Raw genomic sequence first — 16,511 nt, forward strand, 5'->3', positions numbered from 1 at the left:
TTCACTACTCGCTCCTCCCATGTCGGGAGCTCAAACAGGCCGTTCAATCCCTAACTCGGGTAAGTTTGCACAAACCAGTAATAAATCTGCCAAAAGCAAGTAAACTTGTTAAAGTTAAAGGCAAAATCAAGCCCGAAAAAACAAAATAATTAGTTATTTTTGCATCTTTAATTGCAATTATAAATAGCAAACTACAACACTAGAATGCTAGCAGAATACACAAAACACTATGTTTAATAATTTAAGCGATAAGTTAGATAAAGCCTTACACGTTTTAAAAGGGCACGGAAGCATCACCGAAGTAAATGTAGCCGAAACATTAAAAGAAGTTCGTCGAGCATTACTAGATGCCGATGTAAACTTTAAAATAGCCAAACAATTTACCAATAGCGTAAAAGAAAAAGCCCTTGGGCAAAACGTATTAACCACGTTACAACCAGGGCAATTAATGGTTAAAATTGTAAAAGACGAGTTAACCCAACTTATGGGTGGCGATGCCGAAGGCATTAACCTATCAGGAAAGCCAAGTATTATATTAATGTCTGGTTTGCAAGGTTCTGGTAAAACCACCTTCTCAGGTAAATTAGCTAACTACCTTAAAAACAAAAAAACAAAAAAACCATTATTAGTAGCCTGCGATGTATATCGTCCAGCCGCAATAGATCAATTACATGTTGTAGGAAAGCAAATAGGCGTTGAGGTTTTTAGCGATAAAGGCAATAACGATCCAGTAGCCATATCGCAAGCAGCCATAGCACATGCAAAAGCAAATGGGCATAATGTGGTTATTATAGATACCGCAGGTCGTTTAGCTGTCGATGAGGCCATGATGACCGAAATATCAAACATCCATAAAGCCATAAACCCACAAGAAACCCTATTTGTTGTAGATTCTATGACAGGGCAAGATGCTGTAAATACAGCAAAAGCCTTTAACGATGTATTAAATTTCGATGGGGTTATCCTTACCAAATTAGATGGAGATACGCGTGGAGGTGCAGCCATATCAATAAAATCGGTAGTAAATAAGCCTATTAAATTTATAGGAACCGGCGAGAAAATGGAAGCTATAGATGTGTTTTACCCATCACGTATGGCAGACCGTATTCTAGGCATGGGAGATGTTGTATCTTTAGTAGAAAGAGCACAAGAACAATTTGATGAGCAAGAAGCACGAAAGCTTCAAAAGAAAATAGCCAAAAACCAGTTTGGATTTGATGATTTCTTAAAACAAATTCAACAAATTAAAAAAATGGGAAACATGAAAGACCTTATGGGTATGATTCCTGGAGCTGGTAAAATGTTAAAAGATGTAGATATTGATGATGATGCTTTTAAAGGCATTGAAGCCATAATACACTCAATGACACCAAAAGAACGCACCAATCCATCTGTATTAAACGCCAGCAGAAAAAAGCGAGTTGCAAAAGGTTCAGGTACTTCGGTACAAGAAGTAAATCAACTTTTAAAACAATTTAACCAAATGAGCAAAATGATGAAGATGATGCAAGGCGGTGGCGGTAAAAAGATGATGCAGATGATGAAGAATATGCGCTAATCTAATACAAAGCTATAAACAATAAATTTGAGTTACTAAAGGCAAGCCCGATAGTTAACACCCTTCAAAACATGACAATATTAGACGGAAAGAAAGTAAGTAACGACATAAAAAATGAAATTGCAGAACATGTAACTTCTATGATTTCTAAAGGAGAAAAAGTACCGCATCTTGCTGCTATTTTAGTAGGTAACGATGGTGCCAGTATGACCTATGTTAATGCTAAAGTAAAAGCCTGCGAAAAAATAGGTTTTAACTCTACACTTATAGAATTACCAGACTATACTTCTGAAGAAGAGTTACTTGGAAAAATAAACGAACTAAATACTAATAACGATATTGATGGTTTTATTGTACAATTGCCACTACCAGATCAAATAGATGAGCAAAAAGTATTAATGGCAATCGATCCAGATAAAGATGTAGACGGGTTTCATCCTGTAAATGTAGGGCGAATGGCTTTAGATTTACCAACATTTTTGCCAGCAACACCTTATGGCATTATGGAGCTGTTAGAAAGATACCAAATAGAAACATCGGGAAAAAATGTAGTGGTTTTAGGAAGAAGCCATATTGTTGGCAGACCAATGAGTATTTTAATGAGCCAAAAACGCAAAGCTGGCGATGCTACAGTAACCGTAGTCCATAGCCGATCTAAAAACTTAGAAGAAATTACTAAAGATGCAGATATTATTGTAGCAGCTATTGGTATTTCAGAGTTTTTAACTGGCGATATGGTTAAAGAAAATGTTGTAATTATTGATGTTGGTATTACAAGAGTGCCAGATGCTACAAAAAAGAATGGTTACAGGCTTGCTGGCGATGTGCATTTTGAGAGTGTAAGCAAAAAAGCAAGTTACATTACACCCGTTCCTGGCGGCGTTGGCCCAATGACTATTGCCATGTTGCTTAAAAATACGTTGTTAGCTAGAGAAAGGCATAATTAACGTAAAAAAGTATTTAACTTTAATTAAATTGCATTATGAGTTTTTTAATTTTTAATGCAATTTTTTTGTTAACAAGAGTTACTATTGGTAGTTTTCAGCATATTTTTCCAATAGTAGTTTCACTTTTATTTTGTGTTTTATTTATCAATTACGCAAAACGTAAATTAAAAAAAAACAAACAACAAAAAGTACTTCATGTTTTTGCTTGTTTAGTAAGTCTTACAGTATTAGTATTCCATTTGCACAAAATTAGTATAGGTAATTATTTGGTTTCTACAGATTTGCCTTTGTATTTATGCAGCTTAATGGGCTTAATTATTCCTGTTTTTACCTACTACAGAAAGTTTTGGATGTACGAAATTTTACTTTTCTGGATAATAGGAGGCACCTTACAAGGAGTAATAACACCCGATATAGAATTTGGTTACCCAAGCTTCGATTATTTTAGATATTGGGTTGTGCATTTAGGGCTTTTAATCATTATTTTTTATGCCACTTTTGTATTTAAAATGCGACCTAAGCTTAAAAGTGTATTTAAGTCATGTTTTGCATTGCAGGTTTATGTTGTAGTTATTGTAATTATTAATATGCTTTTAAAAGCGAATTATTTTTACCTTAATAAAAAACCAGAATCGGCATCGGTATTGGATTATTTTGGCGATTGGCCGTGGTATATTATTGTGGTACAAATAATAATTATACCGCTATTTTTACTTATTTATTTACCATTTTATCTTACTAAAAAAAAGTTTAAATAGCGTTATTAAACCTTTCAATAGCTTGTAAAATTTGGTTTACGCGTTTTATTTTTAATTGTTTCATATACACATAACTATTATCTAATAACTGTTGTATGGTAGCGTTGTTAGCATATTCTTTTCTTAATTGGTATAGTCTTGTTGCGGTTATTAAATCGTCTTCAGAGTGTGCAGAACCGGTATATTCTTGTAACATGGTTAAATAAGTAAAGCCAAATTGTGTGGTTGGTTCAATGATGGTGCCTTCGCCAAAATCATTCCAAGTTACTATTTGTATAAAATCGGCACTTTCAAAACTCGAATTGTTTAACGATTCAATAAAAGTTAATCCGTCGTTATTTGGTAAAACCCATTCGTTAGCTCCATTACCCCAACCGCCTTCAGTATAAAAACTTTTAAAACCTGGGTATGTAGAGCCTATTGTTATTGAATTGCCATTGGCATAGGTGGCATAATAATAGTCTTGCGCAGCTAGGTGGTCTGGTGCTACCCATAAAAACTCGCCAGAAAAAAGGTTACCTAGGTTGTTACTAAGCCCCCATAACGAGATTAAGGTAGGTTGTTCTTCAGTAAAAACATTATAAATGGTATTCCAATCGTTTTCATTTGTTAGATGGTGGGGCCCGAAAATGGATATAAATTTTGAACCATTAAATTCTAAGTAATTAGAACTTTCAAAATATACATTTTTAATGTAGTTAAAATCTTCTTGTGCTCTTAAAACAGGATTGTTGTTGGTATTGTTGGTTTCCATAAAAGCCACTCTATCTTCGTACATAATCGAAAAATCTAAATCTATATTGGCTAGTTTAGGAATAAAAGTTTCAGTAGCGTTTTTTATTAGTCCATAATCATGGATGTTTCTGCTGCCATACCAATCAAATATTACACCATCAATGCCAGCTAATTTCATTAATAAAAAGTGGTATTCTTGTAAGTCGGGATCAGATGAGGAATAAGGCCCTATTAATGGGTTGTAGTAAGAAGCTATTTCATTTTGTCCGTTTTCATCTATAATATCTGGGTTTTTATTTGTCATGGTCCAATGTTGACCCCAATAACCATCGTAAGGTTTAGACTGAAACCAAGGCATATAGTGTACATATACTTTTTTGGGGTTAGATTTATTTATTGTCATACCTTGATTTGCTTTTGCTGTAAAGCCTTTAGGTTTATTGTTTATAAAATTAAGTTCCTCATTTAATATTTGTTGAAGTATAGAATCGTTATATACATGAGTATATTCTGGAATTTTATAGCTTTTGTTAATACTAGAATCTGTTAGTTCTATATTATTTTCGCATGAAATGCATAAAAATATAGCGCAAATAAAGTAGTAGGCATATTGCCTTTTTTTAAGAAAATAAAACATAAGTAGGTGGTTTGGTTATTACAAATGTATTAATAAATTTAAATAAAATAGATTAAAAGCTTAATTTTTCGATGAAATGTAATTTTTGTAAGAAAATAAATAAAACGTAATTTATTAATTTTATAGTGTAAATTAAGTTGTCGTTTTTTATATTAGTAAAATGTAATTAAAAATATTTTCTTCTAAAATCTAAAGGGGTAACGCCTGTTTTAGATTTAAAAAACTTTGAGAAATATGCATAGTCCGAGAATTCGAGCGTATATGCAATATTGGCTAAATTATCTTTAGAGTGTACAATTAACCGTTTTGCTTCTAGTATTAACCTTTCGGCAATTAATTGGCTTGTTGTTTTATTTAATGTTTTTTGTACCACTCTGTTAAGGTGTTTGGTAGTTATGTTTAATTTATGGGCATAAAATTTTGGTAGTTTTTCTTTATAGAAATGGGTGTTTATTAAATGCTCTAGGGTTTCAAGTATATTAGTGTAATTTGAAGTATAAAGTTTTTCTAAATTAATATTAGCTGTATAAGCTCTTGTTAATTCTATATAAATACTATTTAAGGAATTTACTATTTTAAGTTCTCTTAAAATATTGGATTGTAAATATTCTGTATAAACTTCTTGAAATTTAATACTTAATATATCAAATTGACTAGAATTTAATTCTAGTACTGGAGGGTTTTGGTACGAGTAAAAAAAAGGAAATGCCTGTAGAGTATGGCTTAAAAAATTAAGTTCATAAAACGCTTGCGAATGAAAAAATATAAATCCTTCGGGCTGGGTTTCGAATTTCCAAAAATGAGTTTGACCTGGTTTTAAAAAGAATACCTTGCCAGGACTTATTGTGTATTGATTAAAATCGATTTCGTGCGTACCTGTGCCTTTAGTAAAGAGCACACATAGATAGAAATTATGACTATGGGGTTTGTTTATTAAACTTTTGTTGCGTTGAATGTGGTTTGAAAAAGCGTTTATATACACGCCACTAAGGTGTGTTGACTCTTTAAATTGATTGATATTTAAAACGGGTATTTTCATAAAAGATGTCCTAAAAGTACAAAAAATAGTGTGTATATTATAAGAATATATATGCTTTAGGTTATAATTTTGCAGTATAATAAATTAGTATTATGAGTACATTTTTAGATGCTTTAAATTGTAAGTGTCCCAATTGTAAAAAAGGACATATGTTTAGTAATAAGGGGAATATTTTGCTGTTTAATATTCCTAAAATGCATAATACATGCCTTGTTTGTAATTATAAATTTGAGAGAGAAACAGGTTTCTTTTTTGGTGCTATGTTTGTAAGTTACGCGCTAGCAGCTGCACAAATGATAGCAAGTCTTATGGTGTTTTGGTATTTTATTGATTTATCGCCTTTAAGAGTTTTTGCCATTATAGTTGTAATAGCATTTTTATTAAGCACTATTAATTTTAAACTGTCAAGATCTATTTGGATATATTTGTTTTATAAGAATGAAACGTGAAGTGGTTTTGTGTATGGTTTAATAGCGTCTAACATCAACTATTATTTATAGAGGAATTTTCGAGTAGACCAGAACCAAGCAATGAATTATATGAGTTGTTGTGAGTATTGTTTTTAGTTCGATAATTTCTTTAATTCTTTCTCTAATTTTTGATATCGTGCTTTTCCAAGTTCTGTTGCTCTTAAAATTGCTGTTCCGTCTTGATATAATTCATCTTTTTCGAAGTCTACTATTTCTCTTGCCTTGTTAGAGATGAATTCATATAAGTACTGTGAACCACTACTATAGTTTTTAAAAGAGTATTTTTTATTTAAATTAAAGAATAACCGTCTCATAGAGTAATCTTCTGTACTGTCGATAATGTCTTGAAAATTATGATTTGAATGTTCTGATTCTAAAATGATTCTAACTTCGTTTAATGTATCTTTATAATTTTCATTGTCATTAAGATAGTCTAGCTTCACTCCAATTTCGTGATTGTTAATTTGTGAGTATTCATAAAGGTTCATTGATGAAATTAATGCAATTTTATCGTTTATATATATTTTAGAATGCAAATTTCTAATTGAAAAAATATTTACATTTTTAAAAGATTTTAACCATTTTGATTCGTTGAAATTCAATTCTTTTTCACGATGTAAAAAATATACGTTTTCCACTCTCTTAAAAGCATCCGATAATCTAACTTTTAGTCTTTGATTTAATTTTAAGTATGGTGTAACTAAAATAAGATGTTTTTCAGCATTATTTAGAATTTGTTCTATCTCATATGATATTTCAGTAGTTCCAATTATTTTCAATTTTTAATTTTTTTTGGTTATATGTTCTAACTAACAATGAATTATACTCGTTTTAGTGAGTCGTTTTTAATCTTTTTTTATTGTAAATGTTGCAGTTAATCCAACACTAAAGTTTCGAGGTAGTTTTTCAACACCGAAAATAGCTCTTGAATGTTTGCCCTTTTCTTCTAATGCGTTTACAAACAAGTCTGAAGCTCCATTTACTACAATTGGCGAGTCGTCCCAGTCAATTCCTGATTGAAAATATGCATCAATATGATTAAGTCCGATAACGTTGTTAAATCCTATTTTATTTTCTATTTGGGCCAAAACATTCAAAGCACACAATTGCATTGCTTTGTAGCCTTGTTCTGTTGTAATTTCATTTCCTAAACGCCCTTGATAAAGGTATTTTTCATTTAAAATAGGAAATTGAATAGCAATATAAGCAATGTTATCTCGCACATTTACCGAAACGTAATTTCCACCTGGTGCTGAGATTTTAGGAAGTTTAAGACCGAGATTTTTTAAATTTTCTTTTGGGTTTAAATTTTTCACTTCTGTTAGTTTTCAGACAATTTATTGTTTTCTGGTGCTTTTCTGTGATTTAGCAACTTTAAATTATTGTTGTTAAACAAAAATTATAAGGTTTTGTTAGCTGTAGTTGTTTTCTTCTAATTGATTTAATATGCTTTCCCAACTATAAGAATTTCTTAAGTATTCAAATAATTCAGTTAACCATTCTGTTTGTTCAATTGTATTTAGATTCCATTTAAGAAGTCGTTTTGGGCGTATTTCCATTTTTAAAACATATCCATAAAAATTTAGTCTATAACTGTCATCTAATGGCAGACTTAATTTTTTTCTAATTAATGACGCAGTTTTACCAGTATTATGTGGTAGAGTTCCTGGTCCAATGCTTTCAATTGATATATTAGTTGAAATGTATTTGTTTTTAATTAGAATAGTCCTTTTGTTTTCATTACCCAATACACTATATTTTGTTTTGCTTGGTAAGACAAATTTTATTTCAGAATTGATTTTTTGAATTAAATGGTTTTCTGGATAAATACTGTGTAAAGTTTTTTCATCCATAATAGTTATATCATTGTCAGCATCATTTTTTCGAGAAGTAACGGATGAAGTCATATCAAAGAAAGGCTCACTTTCTTCATAGTCAACTTGCCAATGTTGTGAATATCTCTTGTTAATTAAATGAAGTAAAATAATCTCTGCAATTTCTATTTTGTTTTTATCAGATGTGAGTGGTAAGCTGTCTTTGTTATGTGCATAGAAAACAGTTGTTTCCATTGTGCCACGATTTACTAGTTCAGAAGTTCCTTCGTGATGAGTTACTAATCTATTCAATATAAACGGGTCTTCTGTAATGCTAAACACCATTTTGTCTTTTTTAATTTCAAGTGGTTTGAATAACTCAAAAAGAAATAGCCCAAAAGCTATAACGACTGGTACTAAAAGAGATTTAAAGCTTAATTCGATAACCTTTTCGTTTCCTTGATTTTCAAAAAGAAACCAAATGCATAAAGCGACAAGAATTGTTACCAATCCGATTATAATTATTAATTGCCAATTATTCATTTTCATTAGGTTATTTGTTCTAATTACTGCCAACAAGCGTATACCATTATTTTTTTTGTTTATTAGAAACAAATGCTTTAGTTGAATTTTCTAGTAATTTGGTTAAGTTGTTAAACTCTTCTTTGGTTAATTCTCGATACTCACCAATTGGGGTGTCTAACTTAATATTCATTATTCTAACACGTTTTAAGGTTTTTACTTCGTAGTTTAAATAATCGCACATACGGCGAATTTGCCTGTTTAAACCTTGGGTTAAAATAATTTTAAAAGTATAAGTGCTTAGCTTTTGTACTTTGCATTTATTTGTGGTTTTATTAAGCTCGGCTAACGGAATTCCTCCAGACATGCGCTCTATAAATGTTTGAGAAATGGGCTTGTCTACAGTTACTATATATTCTTTTTCATGATTATTGCTGGCACGCAAAATTTTATTTACAATATCACCATCATCAGTTAAAAGAATTAAACCTTCGCTTGGTTTATCTAATCTGCCAATAGGGAAAATACGTTTTGGGTAGTTTATAAAATCTATAATATTATCTTTTTCTACCGTAGTATCGGTTGTACAAACAATACCTACAGGTTTGTTAAATGCTAAATAAACAAATGCGGTTTTTGTATTTTTTATTTCTTCACCATCAACTGCAACAACATCATTTGGCGCAATTTTGGTACCCATTTCTGGTACTTTACCATTTATAGTAACTCTACCAGCGTTTATAAGCTTATCGGCTTCTCTTCGAGAGCAATATCCAACTTCGCTTAAAAATTTATTGATGCGTTTTAATATAATTTCTGCCATGCTTCAAAAATACAATAATCTTAAGCGTTTAAAAAGTTTAAAATGTGTTGATATACAGGTGCAGACTTAAGCCCGTGTCCAAAACCATTTGTGGTTATAAAACTAGAGTTGTTATAATTTTGTTTAAACATTAAGCCATCGTTGTAAGGAATAATTTTATCTTTTGTATCGTGAATTACAAGACCTTTGGCAGTAATGGTTTTAGAAAAGTTGGCTGGAGAAAAATATTCTGGTAATTGATTAAAGTGTTTTAATATGTAATTTTTTAATGCTTCTGAAACCCGTTTGTTATAGCCCATCATGTTTTCATAACGGTTAAAAACTCCAATAAAATTGGCGGGCGAACCTAATAAAACTAGTTTTTTAATAGATTTTAATTGGTATTTATGCTGAAAAAAAACAGTAGCCATTCCGCCAACCGAGTGCCCAATTATGGTGTGTACGTTAAATTTTTTTACAACAAGGTTTATACATTCAGAATATATTAAAGCATTAAATGTTTTTCCGCCAGATTTTCCGTGTGCCGGCGCATCAAGGGCTACAATATTGTAATTTTTATTTTTTAATTCTTCAATTAAATCTTTCCACCTATACGCATTGCTTTCCCAGCCGTGGGCTAGTAAAATGGTTTCTTTTTCGCCTTTCCAATAATAGGTTTGTATTAATGTGTTTTCAAACTTAATATAGTCTTGCGAGGCGGTTTTTAAATACTCTAATTCTGTTGTAGTTGTTTTGCCTTTACGCGGCGTAGAGAATAATTTAATAGCTAATTTAGCGGCGTATTTTGATGAAAAATAACTAATACAGTTTATAAAGAATCCTAAAATTTTTGGTAGGTATTTATTCATCTATATCTTCTCTGTTTACTAAATTTATAGAAAATGCAGGGGTACATATTGCTATGTATTCGCATACTTCTGTAAACGGATTTGAATATTGTACTCTTGTATTTTTTTCTATTTTAATAGATTGGCCAGCTTCTAAAACAATTTGTTCGCCTTCAATTATAAATTGTTTTTTGCCGCGTATTATAAATGTGTATTCATCAAATTCTGGTGTTTGAAAAGGCTCGCTCCAACCAGCTGGAGCTTTCATATGCGCAATACTTATTTTAGAATTGCCGTTTGTAGTGTTGCCAAAATGCTCTTTTATAATTTTTCCATCGGTTGTTGGAACAATAAATGGATTGTTTTGAATGGTGTATTTTTTTTGAGACATATTTAATTTTTATAGTAAAATATTAATGCTGGTCTTGAAGCGGTTTTTTCTTAATCATACCGCCTTTTAAATCTTTAACAACCCCCATAATAACAAAGGCATTTTTGTCAATTTTATCAATTTCGGTTTGAAACTTTGCAAGTTCTAAACGGGTTATAACAGTATAAATAATGTCTTTGTCGTAGCTATCTCCGCTTTTGCCATAACCGCCTTTTCCTGCGTAAATGGTGCAAGCTCTTCTAAGTTCTTGTGTAAGCATGATTCTTAATTCTTCATGCTTGTTTGATATTATGGTTACGCCTACATATTCTTCTACACCATCAACAACAAAATCTACAGTTTTTGCTGCTGCCAAATAAGTTAAAATAGCATATAGCGCAGTTTCTATAGATAATACATAGGCGCCAACAGAAAATATTAAAATGTTAATTAGTAGAAGCACATCTCCAATGGTTAGTGCTAGTTTTCTGCCTAAATATATGGCTAAAACTTCTGTGCCGTCAATAACACTGCCTCCTCTCATAGATAAACCAATGCCTAAGCCTAAAAAAAAGCCTCCAAATACTGCTATTAGTAATTTATCGTCGGTTATAGTTGGGTAATTAACGTAATGAACAACAATAGCTAAAAAAGTAATGGCAACTATACTTTTAATGGCAAATTTGTTTCCTATGGTTTTTGATGCTAAAATGATAAAGGGCAGGTTAACAATAATTAATAAAATACCCAGTTTAATTGAGGTTAGGTTTTCTAGAAGTAGAGAAATACCTGTTGCGCCCCCATCAATAAAGTTATTAGGAAGTAAAAAGCCTTTTAAACCAAAACCTGCAGAAAATACGCCTATAGTAATAAAAATAAACTCTCTTATAGCATGGGCTATTTCTACTTCATACTTTCTTACCAAGGGCACTATTTGTTTTTTAGATACTGGTGCATTGGCTTGCTTTTTTTCAAGCCTTTTACGTGCTATATCTATTAGTATTTTTGATAAGAAAGGATTCATTTATAGGCTTTTTATTAATGATTCCAGTTAATAAAAAAGTACTTTACTTTAGCGTTATCTGGAATGTGTGTTGCTTCAAACTTTAAATTCATATCAAACCTTAAGTTTGCAGGAAGCTCTTTTTTGTCGATAGTAAAGCTGGCATTAATTTTGTCTATGCCTACAACTACAGAGTTAATTAAATTACTAATTCTCGATATTTTATAATGATCTTTAATATCTTTAAAAGTGCTTATTGTTGTTATATTTTTATCGGTTTTGTATCGCTCGTCTATAATATGAATACTGCCTATTGTAGATGTAGAGTCTAAAGCATATTTTGGTGTAAGTGTTAATAGTTTTTTTCCGCCTTTTTCAAAAATATCTATATTGTTTATATTACCTGTAAACTCGTCGCCACTAATAAATTTAACTATAGAGTCGTTTGCGTAAATATTTTTTAAATCTTTAACTTGGGTAGAGTCTGTTAACAAACCTATATGCTGTTTACTAACCTCAAAAGGGTTTTGTGTATTGTTACAGCTAATAAATATTAGGGCTAAGGCTATTAAGCCTAAAAATGATTGGCGCATAAAAATGTATTTGTTATTAAATGTTAATTGTAAATTTATTTTTTCATGACTTTAGTTAAAATACCAAATACGCTTCTTATAAAAGTAGCGCTTGTAAGCACTTTAACAATAGGATTCATGGCAGTACTTTTACGTCTTGTACGTGTTGTTCTTTTTTTAGATTCGGCTTTTTGTAATGCTTCTTTTTCTTTTTTTGCTTTTTCTTTAGCTTCTTCAGCTTCAGCTCGTTTTATTTTTTCATTAAGCATTTCGTAAGCACTTTCCCTGTCAATGGTTTCGTTGTATTTTTTTACCATTTTAGATGTTGCGAGTAAATGGCTTAATTCTGTATCGGTTAAAACATCCATTCTGCTCATTGGAGCTCGCATCATTGTAGCCGCAAGTGGTGTTGGACGTCCTTTTTCATCTAGAGCAGATACTAAAGCTTCTCCAATACCTAAAGATGTTAAAACTTCTGTGGTGTTGTAATACTCTGAGTCTGGATAGTTTTGTGCGGTAAGTTTTATTGCCTTTCTGTCTTTTGCAGTAAAGGCTCTTAGTGCATGTTGAATTTTTAAACCTAATTGACCTAAAACAGCTTCGGGAACATCGGTAGGGTTTTGTGTTACAAAATATAAACCAACGCCTTTGCTTCGTATTAGTTTTACAATGCTTTCTATTTGATTTAATAGCGCTTTTGATGCTTCGTTAAAAATTAAATGTGCTTCATCTATAAATAGCACTAATTCTGGCCTGTCGCTATCTCCTTGTTCTGGAAATGTAGAGTATATCTCGGCTAGTAAGCTTAGCATAAATGTAGAAAACAGTTTTGGTCTGTCTTGAATATCTGTTAGTCTTAATATGTTTATATAACCTCTACCGTGTTCATCAACACGTAATAAATCGTCAACATCAAAAGAGGTTTCGCCAAAAAATAAATCGGCACCTTGTTGTTCAAGTTCAACTATTTTTCTTAAAATAGCTCCGGTTGAAGCTGTTGAAATTCTTCCGTAAGATTCTGTAAATTCTGCCTTGCCTTCTTGAGTAGCGTACTGTAATATTTTTTTAAAGTCTTTTAAATCTAGAAGGGGCAATTTATTATCGTCGCAATACTGAAAAATAACGGCTACTATGCCAGATTGAGTTTCGGTTAAATCTAAAATTCTAGAAAGTAAAACCGGACCAAACTCGCTAACTGTAGCTCTTAAACGTACTCCATCTTGTTCAGAAAGTGTTAAAATTTCTACAGGAAAAGGTTTGGCTTCAAAGGGTAAGCCAATTTTTTCGTGACGTTCGTCTATTTTTGGGTGGCCAGGACTTGGTTGCGCCAAACCACTTAAATCGCCTTTAATATCCATTAGTAAAACAGGAACCCCTTTATCACTTAAATTTTCGGCTAAAACTTGTAACGATTTTGTTTTTCCAGTACCCGTTGCGCCTGCAATTAATCCATGACGGTTCATGGTTTTTAATGGTATTTTTACATGTGCGCCAGTTACGGTTTCGCTATTTAACATAGCAGCACCAACAGGAATAAAATCGCCCTTAGTTTTGTTGCCTTCTGTAATATAATTGAAAAAAGTTTCCTTGTTACTCATGCGTTATAATTTTGCATAAAAATAAAGGAAATTAAAAGAAGAAAAAAATTAGACTAAGGCTAAAAATGATGATAAAAACTATCTGTAAGCTTCAAAAATAACAACGATGTCTTCGGTATGGTCTGTAACATCAATAGTAAAACCATTATTATTAAAACTAGCAATAGATGCAGCTGTTAACCCAAGGTTATTACCATTTTGGTTAGAGTATCTAATACCAATAGCTCTAGCGTTTGATGCATATCTAGATATATCGTTAATAGAATTGCCATTGCCACCAACATAAATAACTTGTTGTTGTATACCTCCGTTATAGTTCGTGGCAAACCCCATCATGGTGCCGTAGGCGTTTTGAAACGTATTATTATTGTTACCTACACCATTATCAGCATTAATATTATAACGTTCTACATTGGCATGGGCAGAAAATTTTATAGATGAAGGCATAAATGGTAATCCGCTAATGGTTTGGTTGCCAATACCCGAAATTATAAATGCACCCATGTAAACCGAAGAGTTCGTATTTAAGGGTGTCCAAATAGATGCTGTGGTAGTGCCAGAGTTGTACTCAATACGGTTAGTGGTTGTGTTAAAAACAATTAAACCGTTAGCAGGGTTTGTAATGGCGTTTATTTGTGTAGTCGATAATTTTGGAATTAATAAACCTTTGTCTGTAGACTCTATGTGTAATACAGACGAAGCATCTGGAGATGTTGTACCAATACCAACTTGTGCAAAACTAAAATTACTGTACACGAATACCATGAACAGTATTGAGAGGATTTTTTTCATTCTAGAGAGATAATTTTAGCAATTTACTTATGTAAAATCTATGTAAAGGTGAAAAAAAACTACTAAAGAACCAATTAATTTAGCCTAAAATATTTTTTTAAATTACTTTAAACACTAGTAGTACGCATTTTTTTGTAAGTAATTGCTTTAGGATAAAGATCTTTGTTTTTAAATAAAATAAGAAAAACTAAAATGTAGTTAACAATCCCTTTCTTTAAATATATGTACATTTGCACCCTAAATTATTATAGATGAAACAAGATGTCATGCAACTGGTAGAAAAAGGTGAAATGTTGCCTTTAATGGAGGAGTTTTATACTATTCAAGGCGAAGGGTTTTATAAAGGGACAGCTGCCTATTTTGTTCGTATTGGCGGTTGCGATGTAGGCTGCCATTGGTGCGATGTAAAGGAAAGTTGGAATGCAAATTTACACCCTCCAACCGAAACGTCTAAAATTGTTAAAAACGCAAAAACATATAGCGATACTATTGTGGTTACTGGAGGCGAGCCCTTAACTTGGGATATGACCGCCTTAACAACACAATTAAAAGATCAAGGTTTGCAGGTGCATATTGAAACCTCAGGAGCGTATAAATTAACAGGTGTTTGGGATTGGATTTGTTTATCGCCAAAAAAAATGAAGTTACCTACTCCAGAAATTTACCAAAAGGCAAACGAGTTAAAAATGATAATTTATAATAAAGACGATTTTCGTTTTGCAGAAGAACAGGCTGCTAAAGTAAATAAAGATTGTATTTTGTATTTGCAACCCGAGTGGAGTAAACGCGATAAAGTTGTACCCGAGATAGTAGATTATGTCATGAAAAACCCTAAATGGAAAGTGTCATTACAAACGCATAAATACTTAAATATACCGTAAAAGGTATAAATAAAACGATAAAAAAAGTTCCGATAGTTTTAAACATACTACCGGAACTTTTTTATATAAAATAGGGTTTAGTTTGTAAACGGAACAACAACCCTAGTAGTGCCCCACGCTAAATGCATATTGGCACCATTATCATTATTCTCAAAAGCTATAGAAAAGTTTTCAATCGAGCTTCCATTAGTTGTTACAGGAGCTTTTACTCTTACAACATCATTAGCTTCGTTATAGGAGTAAGCTCCCCAAACATTTACATCTTTGCTTAAAATAATAGTCCATTCTTTTTCACCAGGAATAGTAAATAACGAATATGTACCAGCAGGAATATTTTGCCCACTTATTTTCATATTCTTATAAATAGTAATATCGGCAGCTTCATTAGCGCCAGTTCTCCAAACCTTTCCGTTAGGAGCTAAATCACTTAAACTACGTCCTTTTAAATAAGGTCTGCTATACACAACTTTAATAATGGCAGGGCTTTTTCTGTCCATTTTGTAAAAAGAAGCATCAAGCGGGCTTTTGTCTACTTCTGCAAATTTTTGGGCATTAACACTTGTCGTTAAAAGCATAATAAAAGCAAAAGCAATTGTTGATAATAAGGTTCTTTTCTTCATAATTAAATTTTATTTTGTTTGGTTTAAAATTAAACCAAAACCATCTTAATTTTTTTATAAAACTGAGTTTATAATGTTAAAGTTTATAAAATAGCTTCAGCATTTTTTTAATCGAGTGTAATAAAACGTAATTAATTTAAAATGGATTACTTTTATAAAACATTAAAATTAAAAGATAATGAAACTGTTAAAATTTGGAAGAGACTTTAAACCCGACGAAAAAGTAATTCTTAGAGATTATTTGGCCATTGAGCGAACCCGACTAGCAAACGAGCGTACATTATTATCTTACATCAGGTCGTCATTATATTTACTAATTGGCAGTTTAGCTTTTTATCAATTAAAGGAGTTTCCTAATTTTAAATATTTAACCTTTGTATCATTAGCCTTTAGTGCCGTTTTTTTTGTAATAGGTGTGTTTAGGTTTAGGCTGTTAAAAAAAAGTTTAAAACAATTATATTACATGTCCGAGTCTACCGAAAAAAAAGTATAGAAATACATTAGGGCGTTACCACAAGGGTCGGGCTTTCACTACTCAATCTTTT

General features: G+C 31.6%; 19 protein-coding genes. 6 read left to right on the top strand and 13 right to left on the bottom strand.

Annotated elements, in window-relative coordinates; translation table 11 throughout:
- Window positions 1-229 precede the first annotated feature (229 nt).
- The 3 genes from ffh (at window position 230) to ACNG5D_RS03345 (ending at window position 3,263) form a co-directional block, all read left to right on the top strand.
- A complete protein-coding gene (gene ffh, locus ACNG5D_RS03335) occupies window positions 230-1,558 on the top strand; it encodes a signal recognition particle protein (protein WP_418182069.1) in 1,329 nt (442 codons plus the stop codon).
- A 71-nt stretch (window positions 1,559-1,629) separates the two neighbouring features.
- Window positions 1,630-2,505, top strand: a complete 876-nt coding sequence (gene folD / locus ACNG5D_RS03340; RefSeq protein WP_418182070.1) for a bifunctional methylenetetrahydrofolate dehydrogenase/methenyltetrahydrofolate cyclohydrolase FolD — start codon at window positions 1,630-1,632, stop codon at window positions 2,503-2,505.
- Between the two features lie 35 nt (window positions 2,506-2,540).
- Window positions 2,541-3,263 carry a YwaF family protein gene (locus ACNG5D_RS03345; RefSeq protein ID WP_418182071.1) on the top strand — a complete coding sequence of 241 codons (723 nt, stop codon included), beginning with the start codon at window positions 2,541-2,543 and terminating at the stop codon, window positions 3,261-3,263.
- Here ACNG5D_RS03345 and ACNG5D_RS03350 read toward each other — a convergent pair.
- Both ACNG5D_RS03350 and ACNG5D_RS03355 read right to left on the bottom strand, forming a co-directional pair.
- Window positions 3,256-4,635: a glycoside hydrolase family 99 protein gene (locus ACNG5D_RS03350; protein ID WP_418182072.1), complete on the bottom strand. Its 1,380-nt coding sequence runs from the start codon at window positions 4,633-4,635 to the stop codon at window positions 3,256-3,258. The genes ACNG5D_RS03345 and ACNG5D_RS03350 overlap by 8 nt on opposite strands.
- Window positions 4,636-4,801: 166 nt before the next feature.
- Window positions 4,802-5,674: an AraC family transcriptional regulator gene (locus ACNG5D_RS03355; protein ID WP_418182073.1), complete on the bottom strand. Its 873-nt coding sequence runs from the start codon at window positions 5,672-5,674 to the stop codon at window positions 4,802-4,804.
- Between the two features lie 92 nt (window positions 5,675-5,766).
- Here ACNG5D_RS03355 and ACNG5D_RS03360 point away from each other — a divergent pair, with 92 nt between their 5' ends.
- Window positions 5,767-6,123: a DUF983 domain-containing protein gene (locus tag ACNG5D_RS03360; RefSeq protein WP_418182074.1), complete on the top strand. Its 357-nt coding sequence runs from the start codon at window positions 5,767-5,769 to the stop codon at window positions 6,121-6,123.
- Between the two features lie 113 nt (window positions 6,124-6,236).
- Here ACNG5D_RS03360 and ACNG5D_RS03365 read toward each other — a convergent pair whose 3' ends face one another.
- From ACNG5D_RS03365 to ACNG5D_RS03410, 10 genes are all read right to left on the bottom strand, one after another.
- Window positions 6,237-6,923, bottom strand: coding sequence for a phospholipase D family protein (locus tag ACNG5D_RS03365; protein ID WP_418182075.1), 687 nt, complete (start codon window positions 6,921-6,923; stop codon window positions 6,237-6,239).
- Between the two features lie 66 nt (window positions 6,924-6,989).
- Complete coding sequence (locus tag ACNG5D_RS03370) at window positions 6,990-7,460, bottom strand: RidA family protein (protein WP_418182076.1); 471 nt, start codon at window positions 7,458-7,460, stop codon at window positions 6,990-6,992.
- 96 nt (window positions 7,461-7,556) lie between these two features.
- Window positions 7,557-8,501, bottom strand: a complete 945-nt coding sequence (locus ACNG5D_RS03375; protein WP_418182077.1) for a hypothetical protein — start codon at window positions 8,499-8,501, stop codon at window positions 7,557-7,559.
- A 46-nt stretch (window positions 8,502-8,547) separates the two neighbouring features.
- Window positions 8,548-9,303: a 23S rRNA pseudouridine(2604) synthase RluF gene (gene rluF / locus ACNG5D_RS03380; protein WP_418182078.1), complete on the bottom strand. Its 756-nt coding sequence runs from the start codon at window positions 9,301-9,303 to the stop codon at window positions 8,548-8,550.
- A gap of 20 nt (window positions 9,304-9,323) precedes the next feature.
- A complete protein-coding gene (locus ACNG5D_RS03385; protein WP_418182079.1) occupies window positions 9,324-10,151 on the bottom strand; it encodes an alpha/beta hydrolase in 828 nt (275 codons plus the stop codon).
- The gene (locus ACNG5D_RS03390; RefSeq protein WP_418182080.1) at window positions 10,144-10,521 is read right to left on the bottom strand and encodes a cupin domain-containing protein; all 378 of its coding nucleotides are present in this window, start codon (window positions 10,519-10,521) and stop codon (window positions 10,144-10,146) included. Before ACNG5D_RS03390 ends, ACNG5D_RS03385 begins: the two co-directional genes overlap by 8 nt.
- Before the next feature lie 22 nt (window positions 10,522-10,543).
- Window positions 10,544-11,524 (bottom strand): YitT family protein, encoded by a 981-nt coding sequence (locus ACNG5D_RS03395; protein ID WP_418182081.1) that lies wholly within the window; start codon window positions 11,522-11,524, stop codon window positions 10,544-10,546.
- A gap of 14 nt (window positions 11,525-11,538) precedes the next feature.
- Entirely contained in the window at window positions 11,539-12,096 is a 558-nt protein-coding gene (locus tag ACNG5D_RS03400) for a hypothetical protein (protein WP_418182082.1), read from the bottom strand.
- Between the two features lie 35 nt (window positions 12,097-12,131).
- Window positions 12,132-13,673, bottom strand: a complete 1,542-nt coding sequence (locus ACNG5D_RS03405) for a helicase HerA-like domain-containing protein (protein WP_418182083.1) — start codon at window positions 13,671-13,673, stop codon at window positions 12,132-12,134.
- A 78-nt stretch (window positions 13,674-13,751) separates the two neighbouring features.
- On the bottom strand, window positions 13,752-14,465 hold the full coding sequence (locus ACNG5D_RS03410) for a hypothetical protein (RefSeq protein ID WP_418182084.1): 714 nt from the start codon (window positions 14,463-14,465) through the stop codon (window positions 13,752-13,754).
- A 251-nt stretch (window positions 14,466-14,716) separates the two neighbouring features.
- On the opposite strand from ACNG5D_RS03410, the gene ACNG5D_RS03415 reads away from it, so the two are divergent.
- Window positions 14,717-15,346, top strand: coding sequence for a 7-carboxy-7-deazaguanine synthase QueE (locus ACNG5D_RS03415; RefSeq protein ID WP_418182085.1), 630 nt, complete (start codon window positions 14,717-14,719; stop codon window positions 15,344-15,346).
- Window positions 15,347-15,423: 77 nt separating this feature from the next.
- On the opposite strand, the gene ACNG5D_RS03420 is transcribed toward ACNG5D_RS03415, so the two are convergent.
- Complete coding sequence (locus ACNG5D_RS03420; protein ID WP_418182086.1) at window positions 15,424-15,966, bottom strand: DUF2911 domain-containing protein; 543 nt, start codon at window positions 15,964-15,966, stop codon at window positions 15,424-15,426.
- A 178-nt stretch (window positions 15,967-16,144) separates the two neighbouring features.
- Between ACNG5D_RS03420 and ACNG5D_RS03425 the strand changes: the two genes are divergently transcribed.
- The gene (locus ACNG5D_RS03425; protein ID WP_418182087.1) at window positions 16,145-16,459 is read left to right on the top strand and encodes a DUF202 domain-containing protein; all 315 of its coding nucleotides are present in this window, start codon (window positions 16,145-16,147) and stop codon (window positions 16,457-16,459) included.
- The last annotated feature ends 52 nt before the right edge of the window (window positions 16,460-16,511 follow it).

It is taken from the genome of Algibacter ulvanivorans, from assembly GCF_048381495.1.
Lineage (GTDB): Bacteria > Bacteroidota > Bacteroidia > Flavobacteriales > Flavobacteriaceae > Algibacter_B > Algibacter_B ulvanivorans.

Coding starts and splice junctions, on each gene's coding strand:
- ACNG5D_RS03425 (WP_418182087.1), top strand. CDS start 16,145: ATGAAACTGTTAAAATTTGGAAGAGACTTTAAACCCGACGAAAAAGTA.
- ACNG5D_RS03420 (WP_418182086.1), bottom strand. CDS start 15,966: ATGAAGAAAAGAACCTTATTATCAACAATTGCTTTTGCTTTTATTATG.
- ACNG5D_RS03350 (WP_418182072.1), bottom strand. CDS start 4,635: ATGTTTTATTTTCTTAAAAAAAGGCAATATGCCTACTACTTTATTTGC.
- ACNG5D_RS03345 (WP_418182071.1), top strand. CDS start 2,541: ATGAGTTTTTTAATTTTTAATGCAATTTTTTTGTTAACAAGAGTTACT.
- ACNG5D_RS03355 (WP_418182073.1), bottom strand. CDS start 5,674: ATGAAAATACCCGTTTTAAATATCAATCAATTTAAAGAGTCAACACAC.
- ACNG5D_RS03400 (WP_418182082.1), bottom strand. CDS start 12,096: ATGCGCCAATCATTTTTAGGCTTAATAGCCTTAGCCCTAATATTTATT.
- folD (WP_418182070.1), top strand. CDS start 1,630: ATGACAATATTAGACGGAAAGAAAGTAAGTAACGACATAAAAAATGAA.
- rluF (WP_418182078.1), bottom strand. CDS start 9,303: ATGGCAGAAATTATATTAAAACGCATCAATAAATTTTTAAGCGAAGTT.
- ACNG5D_RS03405 (WP_418182083.1), bottom strand. CDS start 13,673: ATGAGTAACAAGGAAACTTTTTTCAATTATATTACAGAAGGCAACAAA.
- ffh (WP_418182069.1), top strand. CDS start 230: ATGTTTAATAATTTAAGCGATAAGTTAGATAAAGCCTTACACGTTTTA.
- ACNG5D_RS03375 (WP_418182077.1), bottom strand. CDS start 8,501: ATGAATAATTGGCAATTAATAATTATAATCGGATTGGTAACAATTCTT.
- ACNG5D_RS03415 (WP_418182085.1), top strand. CDS start 14,717: ATGAAACAAGATGTCATGCAACTGGTAGAAAAAGGTGAAATGTTGCCT.
- ACNG5D_RS03360 (WP_418182074.1), top strand. CDS start 5,767: ATGAGTACATTTTTAGATGCTTTAAATTGTAAGTGTCCCAATTGTAAA.
- ACNG5D_RS03410 (WP_418182084.1), bottom strand. CDS start 14,465: ATGAAAAAAATCCTCTCAATACTGTTCATGGTATTCGTGTACAGTAAT.
- ACNG5D_RS03390 (WP_418182080.1), bottom strand. CDS start 10,521: ATGTCTCAAAAAAAATACACCATTCAAAACAATCCATTTATTGTTCCA.
- ACNG5D_RS03395 (WP_418182081.1), bottom strand. CDS start 11,524: ATGAATCCTTTCTTATCAAAAATACTAATAGATATAGCACGTAAAAGG.
- ACNG5D_RS03385 (WP_418182079.1), bottom strand. CDS start 10,151: ATGAATAAATACCTACCAAAAATTTTAGGATTCTTTATAAACTGTATT.